This window comes from Pseudomonas sp. FW300-N2F2 (assembly GCF_017351655.1).
Lineage (GTDB): Bacteria > Pseudomonadota > Gammaproteobacteria > Pseudomonadales > Pseudomonadaceae > Aquipseudomonas > Aquipseudomonas fluorescens_AA.
Genome location: NZ_JACNDQ010000001.1, coordinates 1,215,955 through 1,234,253 on the forward strand (window position 1 = coordinate 1,215,955; position 18,299 = coordinate 1,234,253).

The window sequence follows — 18,299 nt, forward strand, 5'->3', positions numbered from 1 at the left end:
AATTGGACAAGAACATGAAAATCCTCATCGTTGATGACTTCTCAACGATGCGGCGGATCATTAAAAACCTGTTGCGTGACCTTGGGTTCACCAACACGGCCGAAGCAGATGACGGGACCACTGCGCTCCCGATGTTGCACAGTGGCAACTTCGATTTTCTGGTCACCGACTGGAACATGCCAGGCATGACCGGTATCGACCTGCTGCGCCAGGTGCGTGCCGACGAAAAACTCAAGCATCTCCCGGTGTTGATGGTCACTGCCGAAGCCAAGCGCGAGCAGATCATCGAAGCGGCCCAGGCCGGTGTAAACGGCTATGTGGTCAAACCCTTCACGGCCCAGGCGTTGAAAGAGAAGATCGAAAAAATCTTCGAACGCATCGGTTAACGGCGCCACGGGGGAGCTATGGACAACGAATCTTCAATGGGCGATTTCGAATCGACCCTGAAAAAACATGCCCGCGAACTGGTCGACAGCCTTGAAAAAGGTCGCTTTGGCGATGCGGTTCAAATGATCCATGAGCTCAACCAGACCCGTGACCGCGGTCTGTATCAGGAAGTGGGCAAGCTCACGCGTGAACTGCACAGCGCGATTGTCAATTTCCAGATCGACCCGCACATGCCGCAGGCCGAGGAAGTCTCGCAGATCACCGACGCCACCGAGCGCCTGGGGTATGTGGTCAAACTGACCGAAGCCGCGGCCAACCGCACCATGGATCTGGTGGAAAGCGCAACGCCGCTGGTCAATGGCCTGAGCGAAGAGGCCCAGGCCTTGAGCACCGACTGGGGCCGGTTCATGCGTCGTGAAGTCGGTGCTGAAGAGTTTCGGGAGCTGGCCCGCCGGGTCGACGGTTTCCTGACGCGCAGCAGCACCGAGAACCGCGCCGTGGCAAGCAACCTCAACGACATTCTGCTGGCCCAGGACTATCAAGACCTGACCGGCCAGGTGATCAAGCGTGTGACCCAGTTGGTCACCGAAGTGGAAAGCAACCTGCTCAAACTGGTGTTGATGGCTAGCCAGGTCGACCGCTTTGCAGGCATCGAACACGACCGTGAAGCGATGCTTGCTGAAAAAGATCCACAAAAACATCTCTCTCAGGGTGAAGGTCCGCAAATTCATGCCGATAAAAGAGAAGACGTTATGTCCGGTCAGGACGATGTGGACGATTTGCTGTCCAGCCTTGGATTCTGAGTTTTAGCCCTGTTTTAGGAGCAGCCATTAATGAGCTTCGGCGCCGATGAAGAGATCCTTCAGGATTTCCTGGTTGAGGCCGGCGAGATTCTAGAGCAACTGTCTGAGCAACTGGTCGAGCTGGAAAGTCGACCCGATGATGCAGACTTGCTCAATGCAATTTTTCGCGGTTTCCACACTGTAAAAGGAGGCGCCGGCTTCCTCCAGCTCAACGAGCTGGTGGAGTGCTGTCACATTGCCGAGAACGTGTTCGACATCCTGCGCAAGGGTGAGCGTCGCGTTGACTCGGAATTGATGGACGTGGTGCTCGAAGCGCTGGATGCGGTCAACAGCATGTTCAGCGAAGTGCGCGAGCGCTCGCCGATCACCCCTGCCACCCCTGAGTTGCTCGCCGCGCTGGCACGCCTGGCCGAGCCGCAATCGGCTGACGAAGCGGCGCCGGTTGTCGAAGCGGTGGTTGAAGAACCGGTCGCCGAAGAATCGGGCGACATCACCGATAACGAATTCGAACAGCTGCTGGACTCCCTGAATACCGTCAAGGCCCAGGCCGAGGCGCCGGCCGTTCAGGTCGCACCTGCTGCGCAAGCCACCGGGGCTGGCAGCGATGAAATCACCGATGCCGAGTTCGAGTCGCTGCTCGACCAGCTTCACGGCAAAGGCCAGTTCGCGCCGGATGCGGTCGTCCCGCCGACGGCCCCGGCCGCACCGAAAGCGGCGGGCGACAGCTCCGACATCACCGACGACGAATTCGAAGCGTTGCTCGACCAGTTGCATGGCAAGGGCACCTTTGCCGTTGACGCGCTGGATTCGGCCATCGCTTCGGCGCCGACCCCGGCCAAGCCTGCCGCCGCTGCCGCTGGCAGCGATCTGATCAGCGACCACGAATTCGAATCGCTGCTCGATGAGCTGCATGGCAAGGGCAAGTTCAGCGAAGTCGGTACGGCGTCTGCCGCGCCTGCCGCCACCGCGGCGGCACCGGCGGCCAAGGCTGCGCCCAAACCCGCTGCCAAGGCACCGGAACCCAAGGCCGAGCCCGCCAAGCCTGCCGCTGCCGCCGCCGCGGCGCCAGCCCGGGCTCCGGCGGCTGCGCCAGCGGAAAAACCGGCCAGCGAAGCCGAGACCACCGTTCGGGTCGACACCGCACGCCTGGACGAGATCATGAACATGGTCGGCGAACTGGTGCTGGTGCGTAACCGTCTGGTGCGCCTGGGCCTCAACAGCCAGGACGAAGCCATGTCCAAGGCCGTGTCGAACCTCGACGTGGTCACGGCCGATTTGCAGACCGCGGTCATGAAGACCCGGATGCAGCCGATCAAGAAAGTCTTCGGGCGCTTCCCGCGCCTGGTTCGCGACCTGGCTCGCCAGCTCAAGAAAGAAATCAACCTGGAACTGGTGGGTGAAGAGACCGACCTCGACAAGAACCTTGTCGAGGCCCTGGCCGACCCGCTGGTCCACTTGGTGCGCAACGCGGTCGACCACGGCATCGAGTCGCCGGAAGAACGCGAAGCCTCGGGCAAGGTCCGCAGCGGCAAGGTGATCCTGGCCGCCGAGCAGGAAGGCGACCACATCCTGCTGTCGATCTCCGACGACGGCAAAGGCATGGACCCGAACGTGCTGCGTTCCATCGCGGTGAAACGCGGTGTAATGGACAAGGATGCCGCCGACCGCCTGAGCGACACCGAGTGCTACAACCTGATCTTCGCCCCGGGTTTCTCGACCAAGACCGAGATTTCCGACGTGTCGGGCCGTGGCGTGGGCATGGACGTGGTGAAAACCAAGATTTCCCAGCTCAACGGTTCGATCAACATCTACTCGACCAAGGGCCAGGGTTCGAAGATCGTCATCAAGGTCCCGTTGACCTTGGCGATCATGCCGACCCTGATGGTGATGCTGGGCAACCAGGCCTTCGCCTTCCCGCTGGTCAACGTCAACGAGATCTTCCACCTCGACCTGTCGCGCACCAACGTGGTGGACGGCCAGGAAGTGGTGATCGTACGGGACAAGGCATTGCCGCTGTTCTACCTCAAGCGCTGGCTGGTCAGCTCCGCGGCTCATGTGGAGCAGGGCGAGGGTCACGTGGTGATCCTTTCGGTGGGCACCCAGCGGATCGGCTTCGTCGTCGACCAGTTGGTGGGCCAGGAAGAAGTGGTCATCAAGCCGTTGGGCAAGATGCTCCAGGGCACCCCGGGCATGTCCGGCGCCACCATCACCGGCGACGGCCGCATCGCGTTGATTCTCGATGTGCCAAGCATGCTCAAGCGTTACGCCGCCCGGCGTATTTGATTCTGGAGGGGAGCGGCCCAGGGCCGCGCCTCGTCTAACGGAGTGTTTATGGTAGTTAAAGTCCTGGTGGTGGACGATTCGGGTTTTTTCCGTCGCCGTGTCTCGGAAATCCTTTCGGCGGACACGAGTATTCAGGTCGTCGGTACCGCGACTAATGGCAAAGAGGCGATCGATCAGGCCCTGGCACTCAAGCCGGACGTGATTACCATGGACTACGAGATGCCGATGATGGACGGCATCACGGCCGTGCGGCATATCATGCAGCGCTGCCCGACCCCGGTCTTGATGTTCTCGTCCCTGACTCACGAAGGCGCCCGGGTAACCCTCGATGCGCTGGACGCCGGGGCGGTGGATTTCCTGCCGAAGAATTTCGAAGATATTTCGCGCAACCCCGACAAGGTCCGGCAGTTGCTGTGCGAAAAGGTCCACAGCATTTCCCGCAGCAATCGGCGTGTCGGTGCCTACAGCACACCGGCGCCAGCCCCGGTTGCGGCGCCAAGCCCTGCGCCAGCGCCGACGGCATCGAGCAGCTTCAATCCGGCCCCGGTACGCAGCGCCCCGGCACCTGCGCCGACGCGTTCGGCACCTGCCAGTGCAACGTCGCCGGCACCCAAGCGCAAAGCCTACAAACTTGTGGCGATCGGTACGTCCACGGGCGGCCCGGTGGCGTTGCAACGGGTCCTGACCCAGTTGCCGGCCAACTTCCCGGCGCCCATCGTGCTGATCCAGCACATGCCGGCGGCGTTCACCAAGGCGTTTGCCGAGCGTCTGGACAAGCTGTGCAACATCAACGTCAAGGAAGCCGAGGATGGTGACATCCTGCGTCCGGGCCTGGCATTGCTGGCGCCGGGTGGCAAACAGATGATGATCGACGGCCGTGGTGCGGTGAAAATCCTGCCGGGCGATGAGCGCCTGAACTACAAGCCTTGCGTGGACATTACCTTCGGTTCCGCGGCCAAGTCCTACGGTGACAAAGTTCTGGCGGTGGTGCTCACCGGCATGGGTGCCGACGGTCGCGAAGGCGCACGGTTGCTCAAGCAGGGCGGCAGTGCGATCTGGGCCCAGGACGAAGCCAGTTGCGTGATCTACGGCATGCCGATGGCTATCGTCAAAGCCGATCTTGCCGACGCGGTGTACGGGTTGGACGACATCGGTAGACACCTGGTCGAGGCCTGCCTGTAATGGATGTGCTCAGCCTGATTGGCATCATCATGGCGTTCGTCGCCATCATTGGCGGCAATTATCTGGAAGGCGGTCATCTGGGCGCGTTGGCCAACGGCCCGGCGGCGTTGATCGTGCTGGGGGGCACCATTGGCGCGGCGCTGTTGCAGTCGCCCATGAGCGCTTTCAAGCGGGCCATGCAGGTGCTGATCTGGATTCTGTTCCCGCCCCGTGTCGACCTGGCCGGTGGCATCGACCGCGTGGTGAACTGGAGCCTGACCGCTCGCAAGGAAGGCTTGCTGGGCCTGGAAGGGGTGGCCGACGCCGAACCCGACAGCTACTCACGCAAAGGCCTGCAATTGCTGGTGGACGGCGCCGAGCCGGAAGCCATCCGCAGCATCCTGGAAGTGGATTTCTACACCCAGGAAAGCCGCGACATCGAAGCGGCCAAAGTATTCGAAAGCATGGGCGGCTACGCGCCGACCATCGGCATCATCGGTGCGGTGATGGGCCTTATCCACGTAATGGGCAACCTGGCTGATCCATCGCAGCTGGGCAGTGGTATCGCCGTGGCGTTCGTCGCCACGATCTACGGCGTGGCCAGTGCCAACCTGGTGTTGTTGCCGATCGCGGCCAAACTCAAGTCCATCGCGTTGCGCCAGTCGCGCTATCGCGAAATGCTGCTGGAAGGGATCCTGTCGATCGCCGAAGGTGAAAACCCGCGCTCCATTGAGTTGAAGCTCCAGGGCTTCATGGACTGATGGGAGACATGGAAAATGGCACGTCGCAGGCATCGTGAAGAACACGTCAACCATGAACGCTGGCTGGTTTCCTACGCCGACTTCATCACGCTGCTGTTCGCTTTTTTCGTGGTCATGTATTCGATTTCATCGGTCAACGAAGGCAAGTACAAAGTCATTTCCGAGGCGTTGATCGGGGTCTTCACCGATTCCGACCGAGCCCTCAAGCCCATCCCCATCGGCGAGGAGCGGCCCAAGACCACCACCCCGGCCAAACCCTTGGTCAAGGACAGCGAGCAGGTCGATGCCGGTATCGCCGGCAGCAGCGATCCGTTGAAAAGCATCGCCGACGATATCAGCGCGGCGTTCGGTGACCTGATCAGCTCCAACCAGATGACCGTGCGTGGCAACGAGCTGTGGGTCGAGATCGAACTCAATTCCAGCCTGTTGTTCGGCAGCGGCGATGCCATGCCCAGCGACATGGCGTTCAACATCATCGATAAGGTCGCGGCGATCCTCAAGCCCTTCGACAATCCGATCCATGTCGAAGGCTTCACGGACGACCAGCCGATCCGTACCGCGCAATACCCGACCAACTGGGAACTGTCCTCGGCCCGTTCGGCGAGCATCGTGCGCATGCTGGCGATGCAGGGCGTGAACCCCGGTCGCCTGGCCTCGGTGGGCTACGGTGAGTTCCAGCCGGTGGCCAACAACGCCACGGCCGAGGGGCGTGCGCGCAACCGGCGGGTGGTGCTGGTGGTGTCGCGTAACCTCGATGTTCGTCGTAGCCTGACCGGTACCGGTACGGCCAATGCAACCCCGGATGCGGCATTGAAGCGGGCTGGCACACAAACTGCACCGGCTCCGGTCAAGTCGCCGGGAAGACAGAGTGCCGTCAATTCTCCGTCACCCGCTTTATAACCGAGCTATTTCTCGGTCGAGCCTGTTTCGGCCGGGAGGAACGATCCGAATGAGAGTCTGGGCAGTCGCCAATCAAAAAGGTGGTGTGGGCAAGACCACATCTTCCATCGCTTTAGCCGGGTTGCTGGCCGAGGCGGGCAAGCGCGTGGTCATCGTCGATCTGGACCCCCATGGCTCGATGACCAGCTATTTCGGTTACGATCCCGACAGCCTGGAGCACAGCAACTTCGACCTGTTCCTGCACAAAGGCGTCGTGCCCGAGGGCTTGCCGGGGCAATTGTTGTTGTCCACCAGCGACGAGCGGATTTCCCTGTTGCCGTCGAGCACCGCCCTGGCCACCCTGGAGCGACAATCGCCTGGGCAGAGCGGCCTGGGCCTGGTGATCGCCAAGAGTCTGGCGCAGCTGTGGCAGGATTTCGATTACGCGATCATCGACAGCCCGCCGTTGCTGGGGTTGCTGATGGTCAATGCCCTGGCCGCCAGTCAGCAATTGGTGATCCCCGTGCAGACCGAACATTTGGCCGTCAAGGGGCTGGAACGCATGGTCAATACACTGGCGATGGTCAACCGCTCGCGCAAACAGACGCTGGCCTTCAACATCGTGCCGACGCTGTTCGACCGTCGTACCCAGGCGTCCCTGGGAACCCTGCGGGTGTTGCGGGACAAGTACCCGGATGACATCTGGCAGGGCTATATCCCCGTCGACACCCGCCTGCGGGATGCCAGCCGCGCCGGTGTGACCCCTTCGCAATTCGATGGCAAGAGCCGTGGCGTGCTGGCTTACCGAGCGCTGCTCAAGCATCTGCTGGCCCAACAGCTTGTTCCGCAGCAGGTGGCTTAAGGTGACGAGGCTTTCCACTGGCAGTGTGTTCGCTTGCGAACGCTCAAGTCCTGCCGCATTCATGCCGATAACCTCTTCAAGTGGCGCACTGTTCCTATGAGCCGCCCAGTAAAGACAACCTCGCGTCCGCAAATGGCCCTGCAGTCCTATCTGGATGGGCTGTTGCAGGAAGCGACCGAAGAACTGCCACCGCCGTCAAGCGTGATCGAGGCGTTGCCCGAACACGTCGAAGCCGAGGGTGTGCTGGATGAATTTCAAGCGGCCGTGCTCGAAGAGCAGGCCCGTGACGCACAGAAATCAGTGGTGGCCGCGGCGGTCGAAGCACCGTTCATCAAGCCACAGCTGGCGGTAATGGAGGCACCTGCTCCGATCCTGGCACCGGTCTCGACCGTTGCCCCGTTGCTGCAGGGGCTGGTGACGCCGGTGGTGGAGGTCCACTTGCCGCCGAGCAACCCACCGCCACCGGTGCCGGGCGACGACCGTCCGGCCTGGGCGGCCGAGCCATTCGAGTGTTTGTTGTTCGATGTGGCCGGGTTGACCCTGGCGGTGCCGCTGGTCTGCCTGGGATCGATTTACTCCCTGGCCGGGCAGGAGCTGACGCCGTTGTTCGGCCAGCCGGAATGGTTCCTCGGGATCCTGCCGAGCCAGGCGGGCAACCTGAAGGTACTGGATACGGCACGCTGGGTGATGCCGGACCGTTATCGCGATGATTTTCGCCAGGGCCTGCAATACGTGATTTCGGTGCAAGGTTACGAGTGGGGATTGGCGGTGCACCAGGTCAGCCGTTCGCTGCGCCTGGATCCGAACGAGATCAAGTGGCGCAGCCATCGAGGGCAACGGCCATGGCTGGCCGGTACGGTGATCGAGCACATGTGCGCCTTGCTGGACGTTGCCGAGTTGGCGGAGTTGATCGCCAGCGGCGGGGCAAAACACCTGGGCGGCAGCAAGAAGCCGGTCCAGAAACCGAAATAAGACAACCGGTGACGCACAGCGTCGCCGGACAGAATACACGCCGCCACAGGCGGTTTTTCGAGGGGTCAAGGTATGAATGATAAGGCGTCGTCTCAAAAGGGTTCTGAAGATCCGATTCTGCAATGGGTGACCTTCAAGCTCGATAACGAAACCTACGGCATCAACGTGATGCGCGTTCAGGAAGTGCTGCGCTATACCGAGATCGCCCCGGTACCGGGTGCACCCAGCTATGTGCTGGGCATCATCAACCTGCGTGGCAACGTGGTCACCGTGATCGATACCCGTCAGCGCTTCGGCCTGATGAACGCCGAGATCAGCGACAACACCCGGATCGTCATCATCGAGGCCGACAAGCAAGTGGTTGGCATCATGGTCGACAGCGTCGCCGAAGTGGTTTACTTGCGCCAGTCGGAAATCGAGACGGCCCCGAACGTGGGTAACGAAGAGTCCGCCAAGTTCATTCAAGGCGTGTGCAACAAGAATAACGAGTTGCTGATTCTGGTTGAACTGGACAAGATGATGAGCGAAGAAGAGTGGTCGGAACTGGAGAGTATCTGATTGATTCTTGAGGTAGCAGTCATTGTCCTGTTCCTTTTCTGGGCAGGTACGCTGGCGATGTTCTTGGCATACATACGTGGCCAGCGGCAGATTGCCGCTCAGCAGGCCCAGGGCGATGCGCTGCGCGACCAGCGCATCAAGGACCTGGCCAAGCGCGTCGACGATTATCAGAACGGCACCGTGCGCATGGGCGAAGCGCTCCATGAGCTGCGTGCCGTGGTTGCGCCGTTGCCGGACAAGCTCGCCCAGTTGGAACAGCGTGACCCCTCCAGCCTGTCCTTCGCCCAGGCCGCCCGCCTGGTGGGCATGGGTGCCAGCGTCGACGAACTGACCCAAGCCTGCGGCCTGACCCAAGCCGAGGCGGAGCTGATGAGCAAGCTGCACCGAGGCGGCTGATCGTTTTCTTCACAGACCCCATGTGGGAGCGAGCTTGCTCGCGATAGCGGTGTGACCGTCGACAGCGATGTCGGATGTGAACCCGTCATCGCGAGCAAGCTCGCTCCCACAGGTTTTTCTGGTGTTCACTTCTGATCATTCCAGCCAGCCTATCGCTCTTGTGGCTGTGATCAGTAATCGTCGCCGCGGTCGGTCACATCCTTTTCGACACTCGGCGCATTCGGGTCATGGCCTTGGGGGAACTTGCCCTTGAGGTTCCAGGCGAACGCGATGATCTCGGCAATCGTGCGGTACAGCTCTTCCGGGATGCTGTCCCCCAATTCCATCCGTGCCAGCAGCTTCACCAGCTCGGCATTTTCATAGATCGGTACTTCACTGTCCCGGGCGATACGCAGGATTTCCTCGGCCAGGGCTTCGTCGCCCTTGGCGGTGAGGGTCGGGGCATGGTGCCCGTCGTATTTGAGGGCGATGGCCTGGCGGGGTTCGGTGTGGGTTGTCATGCGGTTTCGTCCACCCAGCGTTGTTCCAGGCGAGTCTTGGGGCCTTGGGGCGGGGTGCCAAGGTGGCAGTCCAGGTCGCCGACGTTCAGGCCACAGGTCACCAGGCGCTCACGCAGTGCTGTCAGGTTGCTTTCGATCAGGCTCGCGGTGTAAGGCCGTTCTGCCCACAATTGGCTGGACAGACTGCCGCTGAGCAACTGGGCTTGAATCTGCAGCGGACCGAGCGGTTCCATGTCGAATGCCAGTTCGACCCGCCAGAGCTGCTGTTTCGGCTCGCGTTCTTCCCGGCGTTCGTCTGGTTGTTCCCGGGGCGGGGTTTCCTCGCGCTGGAACTTGACCTGCAACGGCACGATGTCCTGCAGGTTGCGCATCGGGATCTCCAACTGCCAGGTGCTCATCAAGCGACCGTCGTCGGTCAGGCCGGTTTGTTCCAGGCTCGACAACTGATGGCTTTGCAGGCGCGACACGGCAGCGGCGGCCAGACGCAGCAGGTGCTCCAGATCGCCGCCTTCGTCCTGGTCTTTCAACTGGCGCGAGGGCAGCGGAAAACTGGTGGGTTGCGGCTTGGCGCTGACCTGGCCGAGCATCCCCAGGGCGCTGCGCACGAAACTCGGCAGAACCTGGGCCAGCGTATTGGCGGCAATGATGGCGCTGAGGTTGGTGGAGGCGGGCAGGGCCGGTGTCAGTTGGGCAATCAGTTTCAGCAGGTCGCCTTTCATGTCCGGCGCCAGGCTCGGTGGCTGGCCGGCGAGCAGTTTGCTTTCCAGGAACACCCCGCTGGCGACCATGGCCTGGGCCAAGCCCTTGGGCGTGCTCAGTTGCTGGACATCCGGCAGCCCAGCCAGCAAGCGAGTCACCGCGGCGCGCAACTCGGTGCCGGTGTCGTCGGTGACCGGCAGGTTTTGCAGGGCAGTGATCAGGCTGTCCAGCGAGCCCTGGCGGCTCACTTGGGTGAGCAGTTGCTGGCTCACCGCCAGTTGCTCCTGGCGGTTGCTCAGGGGAACGAATTTCAGCGTCTGGGCATCTTGCACCTGGGCGCTCAAGAGCGTGCCGATGCGCAGCGGTCGAGGGCTGTCGATGTCCAGGGTACTGCCAGCCTGGGCGGTGTTGAGCAGGCTCACCAATGACCGATAGACCGCCGGCTGCCCAGGCAATGACGGCAATGCCTGGCTGGTCAGCACCTTGCCTTGCAGCAGCGTGCCGACCGGCATCTGCGTCGTGTCGATGCGCGTCAAGGTGGCGACGCTGGAGGCAACGGCCTGCTGCACGGCAATCGTCAGGTTGCTGGGGGACGGTTGGGTCACGGCCAGGCTGGTGCCCTGGGGTAATGGCTGGGTGCTGGTGGCTTGCACGGTGGTCTGGCGGCCGCTCTCCAGGGTGACCTTGAGCAACAGCTGGAAAGTCTGGTCGGCCTGCTTGAGCGACAGCACTTCGGCCTGGGCGGTCTGGCCGGGGCCGATCAGCCCTTCGGCCGGTGCCAGCAATTTGAGCAGCTCGCCCGTCACCGCTGGCATACGCGTCGTTGCCGTGGCCTGGGGCAGCGGCAGGATGTTGATGTCGCCTGTCATCTGCGGTCTTACCCTGGGGAAAATAAGCCCTCTTGAGAGTAGGGCATCACATGTATAATGCCGCCCGTCTTTCAGGGAGTGGCGAAAACCTTGCAATTGTTTGACGCAGCTCTGTGGAACAGGCCGTCAAAGCATCTATGCTGCACCTCTTTAACGGCCGCTGCACCGCCGACTTGAACCGTATAAGGCCCGCGATCCCTTGACCAGTCCTCTCCTGCAAACCGTTGGCCTCGCCTGTGAGCGAGACTTGCGGCTGCTTTTCGAAAATCTCGAATTGAGACTCTCGCCTGGCGATATGGTGCAGATCAGTGGCCCCAACGGTAGCGGCAAGACCAGCCTGTTGCGCCTGCTCGCCGGATTGATGCAGCCCACCGCGGGCCAAGTGTTGCTCAATGGCCAGCCCTTGCACAGCCAGCGCAGCGAGCTGGCCCGTAACCTGCTCTGGATCGGCCATGCCGCCGGCATCAAGGACTTGCTGACCCCCGAAGAAAATCTCAGCTGGCTCTGCGCTCTGCACACGCCGGCCGGTCGCGAGGCGATCTGGCAGGCGTTGGCGGCGGTCGGGCTGCGCGGCTTCGAGGATGTACCGAGCCACACCCTGTCCGCCGGCCAGCAGCGCCGGGTGGCCCTGGCCCGGTTGTACCTGGACGGTCCACCGCTGTGGATCCTCGACGAGCCGTTCACTGCCCTGGACAAGCAGGGCGTCGCGCAGCTCGAGGAACACCTGGCACGGCATTGCGAAAACCGCGGCATGGTGCTGTTGACCACCCACCATACGCTGGCGCGGATGCCGTCCGGCTATCGCAACATCGATCTGGGGAACTGGGCCGTATGAGTGTGTTTGGCCTGTTACTGGCCCGCGAGGCGCGCCTGCTTTTTCGTCGTCCGGCCGAATTGGCCAATCCGTTGGTGTTCTTCGCGATCGTCATCGCGCTGTTCCCGCTGGCGGTCGGTCCGGAGACTCAATTGTTGCAAACCTTGTCTCCGGGACTGGTCTGGGTGGCTGCGCTTTTATCGGTCCTGCTCTCGCTGGACGGGCTTTTCCGCAGTGATTTCGAAGACGGTTCCCTGGAACAGTGGGTCCTTTCGTCGCACCCCCTGGCCCTTCTGGTTTTGGCCAAGGTACTGGCACACTGGGTTTTTTCCGGGCTGGCGCTGGTGCTGCTCTCGCCGCTGTTGGCGATGATGCTGGGTTTGCCTGCCGCGTGCATGCCGGTGTTGCTGGTGTCGCTGCTGCTGGGCACACCGGTGTTGAGCCTGCTCGGTGCGGTAGGCGCGGCGTTGACGGTGGGGTTGAAGCGCGGTGGCCTGTTGCTGGCGCTGCTGATCCTGCCCTTGTATATCCCGGTGCTGATCCTGGGCAGTGGTGCCTTGCAAGCGGCGTTGCAAGGCATGCCCGCGACCGGTTATCTGCTGTGGCTTGGGAGCCTGACCGCCCTGGCGATAACCCTGACACCCTTTGCAATAGCCGCTGGCCTGAAGATCAGCGTCGGCGAATAATAATGAGGCCTGGTCAAGAATTGACCACTTCTGCGGAAGTTAAGGCAGACCTGGCAGCTCGTGATGACGAGCCGCAACCGTGATGGAAACAGCAATGAACTGGACCTGGTTTCATAAGCTCGGCTCACCCAAGTGGTTCTACGGCATCAGCGGCAAGATGCTGCCCTGGTTGAGCCTCTTCGCTCTGCTGCTGATCGGCTCTGGCGTCGTCTGGGGCCTGGCCTTCGCCCCACCGGATTACCAGCAGGGCAACAGCTTCCGCATCATCTACATCCACGTTCCCACCGCGATGCTGGCCCAGTCCATCTACGTGATGCTGGCCGTGTGTGGTGTGGTCGGGCTGGTGTGGAAGATGAAGCTGGCCGACGTGGCCCTGCAATGCGCCGCGCCCATCGGCGCCTGGATGACCGCCGTGGCGCTGGTCACCGGGGCCATCTGGGGCAAGCCGACCTGGGGATCGTGGTGGGTCTGGGATGCGCGACTGACGTCGATGCTGATCCTGCTGTTCCTGTACTTCGGTCTTATTGCGCTGGGCAACGCCATCAGCAATCGTGACAGTGCCGCCAAGGCCTGCGCGGTGCTGGCGATTGTCGGCGTGATCAACATCCCGATCATCAAGTACTCGGTGGAATGGTGGAACACCCTGCACCAGGGCGCGACGTTCACCCTCACCGAAAAGCCGGCGATGCCCGTGGAAATGTGGCTGCCGCTGTTGCTCACCGTATTGGGCTTCTACTGTTTCTTCGGCGCGGTGCTGTTGCTGCGCATGCGCCTGGAAGTGCTCAAGCGCGAATCCCGGGCCAGTTGGGTGAAGGCCGAAGTACAGAACAGCCTGGAGGCCGCTCGATGAGTTTCGCTTCATTCGGCGATTTCCTCGCCATGGGCCATCATGGCCTGTATGTCTGGTCAGCCTATGGCATTTGCCTGGTGGTGCTGGCCCTCAACGTGGCGGTGCCGATCCTGGCCCGCAAGCGGTATCTGCAACAAGAGGCGCGTCGTCTGCGCCGGGAGAACGGTCAGTGAATCCGCTGCGCAAAAAACGTCTTGTCATCATTCTGGCGATCCTGGTGGGTGTCGGTGCCGCGGTCGGCCTGGCCTTGAGCGCCTTGCAGCAGAACATCAACCTGTTCTACACCCCGACCCAGATCGCCAGTGGCGAAGCGCCCAAGGACACCCGCATCCGCGCTGGCGGCATGGTGGAAAAAGGCTCGCTGGTGCGCTCCGGGGATTCACTGGACGTGAAGTTCAATGTCACCGACTTCAACAAGACCGTGACCATCACCTATCGCGGCATCCTCCCGGACCTGTTCCGCGAAGGGCAGGGCATCGTCGCCCTGGGCAAGCTCAACGCCGATGGCGTGGTGGTGGCCGACGAAGTGCTGGCCAAGCACGATGAAAAATACATGCCGCCGGAAGTGACCAAGGCCTTGAAAGACAGCGGCCAGTCGGCGCCCGCTCCCGTGAAGGAGGGCTGATCGATGACTGCTGGCATCTTTATTCCCGAGTTGGGCCACCTTGCGATGATCCTGGCCCTGTGCTTCTCCCTGGTACAGGCCGTGGTGCCCTTGCTCGGTGCCTGGCGCGGCGACCGCTTGTGGATGAGCCTGGCCCAGCCGGCGGCGTGGGGGCAGTTCGCCTTCATGCTGTTCGCCTTCGGTTGCCTGACCTATGCGTTCATGGCCGACGACTTTTCCGTGGAGTACGTTGCCAGCAACTCCAACAGCGCCTTGCCCTGGTACTACAAGTTCAGCGCCGTGTGGGGCGCCCACGAGGGTTCGCTGTTGCTTTGGGCGTTGATCCTCGCCGGCTGGACCTTCGCGGTCTCGGTGTTTTCCCGGCAGTTGCCCCAGGTGATGCTGGCACGGGTGCTGGCGGTGATGGGCATGATCAGCACCGGTTTCCTGTTGTTCCTGATCGTCACGTCCAACCCGTTCAAGCGCATCCTGCCGCAGATGCCGATGGATGGCCGCGACCTCAACCCATTGTTGCAGGACATCGGCCTGATCGTTCACCCACCGATGCTCTACATGGGCTACGTCGGTTTTTCCGTGGCCTTCTCCTTCGCCATCGCCGCGTTGCTCGGTGGTCGCCTCGATGCCGCGTGGGCACGCTGGTCGCGCCCGTGGACCATCGTCGCCTGGGCCTTCCTCGGTATCGGCATCACCCTCGGTTCGTGGTGGGCCTACTACGAACTCGGTTGGGGCGGCTGGTGGTTCTGGGACCCGGTGGAAAACGCCTCGTTCATGCCCTGGTTGGTGGGCACGGCGCTGATTCACTCCCTGGCTGTCACGGAAAAACGCGGTGTGTTCAAGAGCTGGACCGTGTTGCTGGCCATCGCGGCGTTCTCCCTGAGCCTGCTGGGAACGTTCCTGGTGCGTTCCGGCGTGCTGACGTCGGTGCATGCCTTCGCCTCGGACCCTGAGCGTGGCGTGTTCATCCTGATGTTCCTGCTGTTCGTCGTCGGCGGTTCGCTGACGTTGTTCGCCCTGCGTGCGCCAGTGGTCAAGAGCCAGGTCGGCTTCAACCTCTGGTCACGGGAAACCCTGTTGCTGGGCAACAACCTGGTGCTGGTGGTGGCCGCGTCGATGATCCTGCTGGGGACGTTGTACCCGCTGGTGCTCGATGCGTTGTCCGGTGCCAAGCTGTCGGTTGGCCCGCCGTATTTCAATGCGTTGTTCATCCCGCTGATGGCGATCCTGATGGTGGTGATGGCCATCGGTGTGCTGGTGCGCTGGAAGGACACGCCGGTCAAATGGCTGCTGGGCATGTTGACCCCGGTGCTGCTGGGCACGGCCGCCCTGGCCGTGGTGGCCGGCGTGGCCTATGGCGACTTCAACTGGGCGGTGCTGGCGACGTTCGTGCTGGCGGCCTGGGTGTTGCTGGCCGGTGTCCGGGATATCTTTGACAAGACCCGCCACAAAGGCCTGATCAAAGGCCTGCCGACCCTGACCCGCAGTTACTGGGGCATGCAGATCGCCCACCTGGGCATCGCCGTCTGCGCCCTGGGCGTGGTGTTGTCCAGCCAGAACAGCGCCGAGCGCGACCTGCGCCTGGCACCGGGCGAGTCCATGGACCTGGGCGGTTATCAATTCGTGTTCGAGGGCGCCAAGCATTTCGAGGGGCCGAACTTCACGTCCGACAAAGGCACCGTGCGGGTCATTCGCAACGGTGAGGAAATCACCGTGCTGCATCCGGAAAAACGTCTCTACACCGTGCAGAACTCGGTCATGACCGAGGCTGGGATCGATGCCGGTTTCACCCGCGACCTCTACGTGGCCTTGGGCGAATCCCTGGGCGACGGTGCATGGGCGGTGCGGGTCCACGTCAAGCCGTTCGTGCGCTGGATCTGGTTCGGTGGCTTGCTTACCGGCCTGGGTGGGGTGCTGGCGGCGCTGGATCGGCGCTATCGGGTCAAGGTGAAAGCCCGGGTGCGTGAAGCCCTGGGCGTGACGGGAGCCACTGCATGAAACGTTGGTTGATGGTGTTGCCGCTGGCGCTGTTCCTGTTGATGGCGGTGTTTTTGTTCCGGGGGTTGTACCTGAACCCGAGCGAATTGCCCTCGGCAATGATCGGCAAGCCGTTCCCGGAGTTTTCCCTGCCCTCGGTGCAAGGTGACAAGACCCTGACCCGTGCCGACTTGCTGGGCAAGCCGGCGCTGGTCAACGTGTGGGGCACCTGGTGCATTTCCTGCCGGGTCGAACACCCGGTGCTGAACAAGCTGGCCCAGAACGGCGTGGTGATCTACGGCGTCAATTACAAGGACGTCAATGCCGACGCCTTGAAGTGGCTGGCCGAATTCCACAACCCGTATCAATTGGACATTCGTGATGAAGACGGCTCCCTGGGCCTGAACCTGGGTGTCTATGGCGCACCGGAAACCTTCTTCATCGATGCCAAGGGCGTGATCCGCGACAAGTTCGTCGGCGTGATCGACGAACAGGTCTGGCGCGAGAAACTGGCCGCCAAGTACCAGGCCCTGGTGGACGAGGCCAAGCCATGAAGCGCTGGTTAGCCGCCGCCATCCTCGGTTTGAGCCTGGTCGGTGTGGCCCGGGCCGCCATCGACACCTACGAATTCGCCAACGATGGCGAGCGCGAGCGGTTTCGCGAACTGACCAAGGAACTGCGCTGCCCCAAGTGCCAGAACCAGGACATCGCCGACTCCAACGCCCCGATTGCCGCCGACCTGCGCAAGGAAATCTTTCGCATGCTCGGCGAGGGCAAGGACAACCAGCAGATCATCGACTTCATGGTCGATCGCTACGGTGAGTTCGTGCGCTACAACCCCGCCCTGTCCTCCAAGACCGCGCTGCTCTGGTTCGGCCCCGCCGGACTGTTGCTTGGCGGTTTCGTCGTCATCGCGGTGATCGTGCGCCGCCGCCGGGTCCAGCGTACAGCCGCCCCGGACACGCTTTCTGTCGAAGAGCGCCAGCGCCTCGACCAACTGTTGGATAAAACCAAGCATGATTGATTTCTGGCTCGCCGCAGGTCTGCTTCTTCTGGTTGCCCTGAGTTTTCTGTTGATCCCTGTGCTGCGCGGTCGCCGCGCCCAACTGGAGGAGGACCGCACCGCGCTCAACGTGGCGCTGTATCAGGAGCGCGTCGCCGAATTGCAGGTTGAACGGGAGGAGGGCGTGCTCAACGCCGCGCAACTGGACACCGGTCGCGCCGAGGCGGCTCGTGAGCTGCTCGCCGACACCGAGGGCGCCGATGCCCCGCGCGAATCCCGGTTGGGCAAGCCATTGCCGTTGCTCGCCGCCGTGCTGGTGCCGGTGTTGGGCCTGGCCCTGTACCTGCATTTCGGTGCCAGTGACAAGGTCGAGTTGACCCGCGAGTTCGCCCAGGCGCCGCAGTCGATGGAAGAGATGACCCTGCGCCTGGAACGCGCGGTGGCGGCGCAGCCGGATAATGCCGAGGGGCTGTACTTTCTCGGGCGTACCTACATGGCTCAGGATCGTCCGGCGGACGCGGCGAAGATCTTCGAGCGCACCGTGGCCGTCGCCGGTCGTCAACCGGAACTGTTGGGCCAGTGGGCCCAGGCGCAGTATTTCGCCGATGGCAAGAAATGGTCGGATAAAGTCCAGGCCTTGACCGACGAAGCGCTCAAGCTCGATCCGAAGGAGGTTACCAGCCTCGGCCTATTGGGCATCGCCGCGTTTGAAGGCGAGCGTTATCAGGATGCGATCGACTACTGGGGGCGTCTGCTCGCGCAACTGCCGGAAGGCGACAAATCCCGCGAGGCGCTGCAGGGCGGCATTACCCGTGCCACCGAGAAGCTGCAAGCCAGCGGTGGCAAAGTCGCCCAGGCCCCGGTGGCCAAGACTGGGGCATTGCTCAAGGTCCGCGTCGATCTGGCACCGGCACTCAAGGCCAAGGTGCAGCCGGGCGACAGCGTGTTCATCTTCGCCCGTGCCGTTTCCGGCCCACCGGCGCCGCTGGCCGCCAAACGCCTGACGGTGGCCGATCTGCCGGTCACGGTGGAATTGGGCGACGCGGACGCCATGATGCCGCAGTTGAAACTGTCGAACTTCCCCGAAGTCCAACTGATGGCGCGCATCTCCCGGGCCGGTCAGCCGACCGCCGGTGAGTGGATCGGCCGCAGCCAGCCCCTGGCGAGCAGCACCACGGCGCAACAACAATTGACCATCGACAGCCCGGACAAATAACAGG

Annotated in this window: 21 protein-coding genes; 19 read left to right on the forward strand and 2 right to left on the reverse strand. The window is 62.4% G+C overall.

From position 1 onward, the window contains the following. Window positions 1–14: 14 nt before the first annotated feature. The 10 genes from J4E63_RS05545 to J4E63_RS05590 all read left to right on the forward strand — a co-directional run bounded on the left by J4E63_RS05545 (window position 15) and on the right by J4E63_RS05590 (window position 9,062). Entirely contained in the window at window positions 15–386 is a 372-nt protein-coding gene (locus J4E63_RS05545) for a chemotaxis response regulator CheY (RefSeq protein WP_003199125.1), read from the forward strand. 18 nt (window positions 387–404) lie between these two features. Continuing rightward, a complete protein-coding gene (locus J4E63_RS05550; RefSeq protein WP_060738635.1) occupies window positions 405–1,190 on the forward strand; it encodes a protein phosphatase CheZ in 786 nt (261 codons plus the stop codon). A 30-nt stretch (window positions 1,191–1,220) separates the two neighbouring features. Next, window positions 1,221–3,473: a chemotaxis protein CheA gene (locus J4E63_RS05555; protein WP_207281325.1), complete on the forward strand. Its 2,253-nt coding sequence runs from the start codon at window positions 1,221–1,223 to the stop codon at window positions 3,471–3,473. A gap of 48 nt (window positions 3,474–3,521) precedes the next feature. Continuing rightward, window positions 3,522–4,655, forward strand: coding sequence for a chemotaxis response regulator protein-glutamate methylesterase (locus J4E63_RS05560; protein WP_092204556.1), 1,134 nt, complete (start codon window positions 3,522–3,524; stop codon window positions 4,653–4,655). Continuing rightward, window positions 4,655–5,395: a flagellar motor protein gene (locus J4E63_RS05565; protein ID WP_003199135.1), complete on the forward strand. Its 741-nt coding sequence runs from the start codon at window positions 4,655–4,657 to the stop codon at window positions 5,393–5,395. The genes J4E63_RS05560 and J4E63_RS05565 overlap by 1 nt, the downstream gene beginning before the upstream one ends. A 15-nt stretch (window positions 5,396–5,410) precedes the next feature. After that, complete coding sequence (gene motD / locus J4E63_RS05570; protein ID WP_060738632.1) at window positions 5,411–6,295, forward strand: flagellar motor protein MotD; 885 nt, start codon at window positions 5,411–5,413, stop codon at window positions 6,293–6,295. A 49-nt stretch (window positions 6,296–6,344) separates the two neighbouring features. Further along, window positions 6,345–7,136, forward strand: a complete 792-nt coding sequence (locus J4E63_RS05575; RefSeq protein ID WP_060738631.1) for a ParA family protein — start codon at window positions 6,345–6,347, stop codon at window positions 7,134–7,136. Between the two features lie 96 nt (window positions 7,137–7,232). Further along, window positions 7,233–8,108 carry a CheW domain-containing protein gene (locus J4E63_RS05580; RefSeq protein ID WP_207281326.1) on the forward strand — a complete coding sequence of 292 codons (876 nt, stop codon included), beginning with the start codon at window positions 7,233–7,235 and terminating at the stop codon, window positions 8,106–8,108. Window positions 8,109–8,180: 72 nt separating this feature from the next. Beyond that, on the forward strand, window positions 8,181–8,666 hold the full coding sequence (locus J4E63_RS05585; RefSeq protein ID WP_003199144.1) for a chemotaxis protein CheW: 486 nt from the start codon (window positions 8,181–8,183) through the stop codon (window positions 8,664–8,666). Further along, a complete protein-coding gene (locus J4E63_RS05590) occupies window positions 8,667–9,062 on the forward strand; it encodes a DUF2802 domain-containing protein (RefSeq protein ID WP_060738629.1) in 396 nt (131 codons plus the stop codon). A gap of 170 nt (window positions 9,063–9,232) precedes the next feature. Here the strand turns inward: J4E63_RS05590 and J4E63_RS05595 are convergent, their stop codons facing one another. Next, window positions 9,233–9,562, reverse strand: coding sequence for an EscU/YscU/HrcU family type III secretion system export apparatus switch protein (locus tag J4E63_RS05595; protein ID WP_060738627.1), 330 nt, complete (start codon window positions 9,560–9,562; stop codon window positions 9,233–9,235). After that, the gene (locus tag J4E63_RS05600) at window positions 9,559–11,130 is read right to left on the reverse strand and encodes a flagellar hook-length control protein FliK (RefSeq protein WP_207281327.1); all 1,572 of its coding nucleotides are present in this window, start codon (window positions 11,128–11,130) and stop codon (window positions 9,559–9,561) included. The genes J4E63_RS05595 and J4E63_RS05600 overlap by 4 nt, the downstream gene beginning before the upstream one ends. Window positions 11,131–11,329: 199 nt before the next feature. On the opposite strand from J4E63_RS05600, the gene ccmA reads away from it, so the two are divergent. The 9 genes from ccmA to ccmI all read left to right on the forward strand — a co-directional run bounded on the left by ccmA (window position 11,330) and on the right by ccmI (window position 18,295). Continuing rightward, the gene (ccmA, locus tag J4E63_RS05605) at window positions 11,330–11,965 is read left to right on the forward strand and encodes a cytochrome c biogenesis heme-transporting ATPase CcmA (RefSeq protein WP_207281328.1); all 636 of its coding nucleotides are present in this window, start codon (window positions 11,330–11,332) and stop codon (window positions 11,963–11,965) included. Beyond that, the gene (gene ccmB, locus J4E63_RS05610; RefSeq protein ID WP_003183957.1) at window positions 11,962–12,630 is read left to right on the forward strand and encodes a heme exporter protein CcmB; all 669 of its coding nucleotides are present in this window, start codon (window positions 11,962–11,964) and stop codon (window positions 12,628–12,630) included. The genes ccmA and ccmB overlap by 4 nt, the downstream gene beginning before the upstream one ends. A 94-nt stretch (window positions 12,631–12,724) precedes the next feature. Continuing rightward, window positions 12,725–13,480, forward strand: coding sequence for a heme ABC transporter permease (locus J4E63_RS05615; protein WP_092167464.1), 756 nt, complete (start codon window positions 12,725–12,727; stop codon window positions 13,478–13,480). Then, entirely contained in the window at window positions 13,477–13,653 is a 177-nt protein-coding gene (gene ccmD / locus J4E63_RS05620; RefSeq protein ID WP_003199159.1) for a heme exporter protein CcmD, read from the forward strand. Before J4E63_RS05615 ends, ccmD begins: the two co-directional genes overlap by 4 nt. Beyond that, entirely contained in the window at window positions 13,650–14,105 is a 456-nt protein-coding gene (gene ccmE, locus J4E63_RS05625) for a cytochrome c maturation protein CcmE (RefSeq protein ID WP_060738623.1), read from the forward strand. Before ccmD ends, ccmE begins: the two co-directional genes overlap by 4 nt. Window positions 14,106–14,108: 3 nt before the next feature. Continuing rightward, the gene (locus tag J4E63_RS05630; RefSeq protein ID WP_207281329.1) at window positions 14,109–16,097 is read left to right on the forward strand and encodes a heme lyase CcmF/NrfE family subunit; all 1,989 of its coding nucleotides are present in this window, start codon (window positions 14,109–14,111) and stop codon (window positions 16,095–16,097) included. Beyond that, a complete protein-coding gene (locus J4E63_RS05635; protein WP_060738621.1) occupies window positions 16,094–16,630 on the forward strand; it encodes a DsbE family thiol:disulfide interchange protein in 537 nt (178 codons plus the stop codon). The genes J4E63_RS05630 and J4E63_RS05635 overlap by 4 nt, the downstream gene beginning before the upstream one ends. Next, the gene (locus tag J4E63_RS05640) at window positions 16,627–17,100 is read left to right on the forward strand and encodes a cytochrome c-type biogenesis protein (RefSeq protein WP_092197749.1); all 474 of its coding nucleotides are present in this window, start codon (window positions 16,627–16,629) and stop codon (window positions 17,098–17,100) included. Before J4E63_RS05635 ends, J4E63_RS05640 begins: the two co-directional genes overlap by 4 nt. Continuing rightward, complete coding sequence (gene ccmI / locus J4E63_RS05645; RefSeq protein ID WP_207281330.1) at window positions 17,093–18,295, forward strand: c-type cytochrome biogenesis protein CcmI; 1,203 nt, start codon at window positions 17,093–17,095, stop codon at window positions 18,293–18,295. The genes J4E63_RS05640 and ccmI overlap by 8 nt, the downstream gene beginning before the upstream one ends. Window positions 18,296–18,299 lie beyond the last annotated feature (4 nt).

What these genes read in the sequence shown, in the direction of transcription:
- J4E63_RS05555 (WP_207281325.1), top strand. Translation starts at nt 1,221, where the DNA reads ATGAGCTTCGGCGCCGATGAAGAGATCCTTCAGGATTTCCTGGTTGAG.
- J4E63_RS05595 (WP_060738627.1), bottom strand. Translation starts at nt 9,562, where the DNA reads ATGACAACCCACACCGAACCCCGCCAGGCCATCGCCCTCAAATACGAC.
- J4E63_RS05545 (WP_003199125.1), top strand. Translation starts at nt 15, where the DNA reads ATGAAAATCCTCATCGTTGATGACTTCTCAACGATGCGGCGGATCATT.
- J4E63_RS05630 (WP_207281329.1), top strand. Translation starts at nt 14,109, where the DNA reads ATGACTGCTGGCATCTTTATTCCCGAGTTGGGCCACCTTGCGATGATC.
- J4E63_RS05575 (WP_060738631.1), top strand. Translation starts at nt 6,345, where the DNA reads ATGAGAGTCTGGGCAGTCGCCAATCAAAAAGGTGGTGTGGGCAAGACC.
- J4E63_RS05585 (WP_003199144.1), top strand. Translation starts at nt 8,181, where the DNA reads ATGAATGATAAGGCGTCGTCTCAAAAGGGTTCTGAAGATCCGATTCTG.
- J4E63_RS05550 (WP_060738635.1), top strand. Translation starts at nt 405, where the DNA reads ATGGACAACGAATCTTCAATGGGCGATTTCGAATCGACCCTGAAAAAA.
- J4E63_RS05615 (WP_092167464.1), top strand. Translation starts at nt 12,725, where the DNA reads ATGAACTGGACCTGGTTTCATAAGCTCGGCTCACCCAAGTGGTTCTAC.
- J4E63_RS05565 (WP_003199135.1), top strand. Translation starts at nt 4,655, where the DNA reads ATGGATGTGCTCAGCCTGATTGGCATCATCATGGCGTTCGTCGCCATC.
- ccmD (WP_003199159.1), top strand. Translation starts at nt 13,477, where the DNA reads ATGAGTTTCGCTTCATTCGGCGATTTCCTCGCCATGGGCCATCATGGC.
- J4E63_RS05640 (WP_092197749.1), top strand. Translation starts at nt 16,627, where the DNA reads ATGAAGCGCTGGTTAGCCGCCGCCATCCTCGGTTTGAGCCTGGTCGGT.
- ccmB (WP_003183957.1), top strand. Translation starts at nt 11,962, where the DNA reads ATGAGTGTGTTTGGCCTGTTACTGGCCCGCGAGGCGCGCCTGCTTTTT.
- J4E63_RS05580 (WP_207281326.1), top strand. Translation starts at nt 7,233, where the DNA reads ATGAGCCGCCCAGTAAAGACAACCTCGCGTCCGCAAATGGCCCTGCAG.
- ccmI (WP_207281330.1), top strand. Translation starts at nt 17,093, where the DNA reads ATGATTGATTTCTGGCTCGCCGCAGGTCTGCTTCTTCTGGTTGCCCTG.
- J4E63_RS05560 (WP_092204556.1), top strand. Translation starts at nt 3,522, where the DNA reads ATGGTAGTTAAAGTCCTGGTGGTGGACGATTCGGGTTTTTTCCGTCGC.
- motD (WP_060738632.1), top strand. Translation starts at nt 5,411, where the DNA reads ATGGCACGTCGCAGGCATCGTGAAGAACACGTCAACCATGAACGCTGG.
- J4E63_RS05635 (WP_060738621.1), top strand. Translation starts at nt 16,094, where the DNA reads ATGAAACGTTGGTTGATGGTGTTGCCGCTGGCGCTGTTCCTGTTGATG.
- J4E63_RS05600 (WP_207281327.1), bottom strand. Translation starts at nt 11,130, where the DNA reads ATGACAGGCGACATCAACATCCTGCCGCTGCCCCAGGCCACGGCAACG.